Genomic DNA, 988 nt, shown 5'->3' with positions numbered 1-988 from the left:
GGCGACCTCCCCCCTCCAGGGGGAGGTGAAGAGAGGGCGTGCCGAATTGTTCATCCTCCTCACTCCGGGAACGTGACGGCGCGGGTGGCGCGGGCGAGGAGCTGATCGAGGACCATGCCGACGACGCCGATCACCAGGATGGCCGTGATGACGTTGGTGATCGAGAGGTTGTTCCACTCGTTCCACACGAAGTAGCCGATGCCGGTGCCGCCGACCAGCATCTCGGCGGCGACGATGACCAGCCAGGCGATGCCGATCGAGATGCGCATGCCGGTCAGGATGGTCGGCGCGGCGGCGGGCAGCAGCACCGTGAAGATTCTCCGCAGCGTGCCGACCTCCAGCGTGCGGGCGACGTTGATCCATTCGCGCCGCACCCCGGCGACGCCGAAGGCGGTGTTCACCAGCATGGGCCACAGCGAGCAGATGAAGATCACGAAGATGGCCGACAGGCCCGAGTCCTTGATGGTGTAGAGCGCCAGCGGCATCCAGGCGAGCGGCGAGATCGGCTTCAAGACCTGGATGAACGGATCGAGCGCCTTGTTCATCAGCGGCGACATGCCGATCAGGAAGCCGATCGGGATCGCCACCAGCACGGCGAGCAGATAGCCGATGGCGACGCGGGCGATCGACCAGCCGAGCTGGATGCCGAGCCCCTTGTCGTTGGTGCCGCGGTCGTAGAACGGATCCATCAGGTGCCCCCACACGGTGGCGCCGACGTCGAGCGGCCCCGGCATCGCCGACTTGCCGGTCGTCGCGGTGGCGCCCATCAGCTTGGCGTATTCGGGATCCATCGCCACCGTCGCCCCGGTGCCGCGCGTCGCCAGGTGCCACACCAGCAGGAAGGCCGCGAGCAGCAGGATCGACACGATCGCGGCGCGGAACGTGAGGGAGCGGGTCATCTGACGTCGTCTCTCGTGATTCGATGCGATGGCGGCCCGATGGAACACCCTCCCCTGGAGGGGGAGGGTCGCACGCCGAAGGCGGGCGG

Annotated in this window: 1 protein-coding gene; it reads right to left on the bottom strand. The window is 67.6% G+C overall.

Annotated features, from left to right (window positions below):
- Positions 1-59: 59 nt before the first annotated feature.
- The gene (ntrB, locus tag CH341_RS31535) at positions 60-899 is read right to left on the bottom strand and encodes a nitrate ABC transporter permease (RefSeq protein ID WP_111423680.1); all 840 of its coding nucleotides are present in this window, start codon (positions 897-899) and stop codon (positions 60-62) included.
- Positions 900-988: the final 89 nt, after the last annotated feature.

Source organism: Rhodoplanes roseus, assembly GCF_003258865.1.
Classification (GTDB): domain Bacteria; phylum Pseudomonadota; class Alphaproteobacteria; order Rhizobiales; family Xanthobacteraceae; genus Rhodoplanes; species Rhodoplanes roseus.
Note: the sequence above shows the minus strand (reverse complement) of the source record. Positions and strands in the feature narration are given on the sequence as shown.

Bases quoted from the DNA above. Each gene is read 5' to 3' on its own strand.
- ntrB (WP_111423680.1), bottom strand. From the start codon at position 899: ATGACCCGCTCCCTCACGTTCCGCGCCGCGATCGTGTCGATCCTGCTG.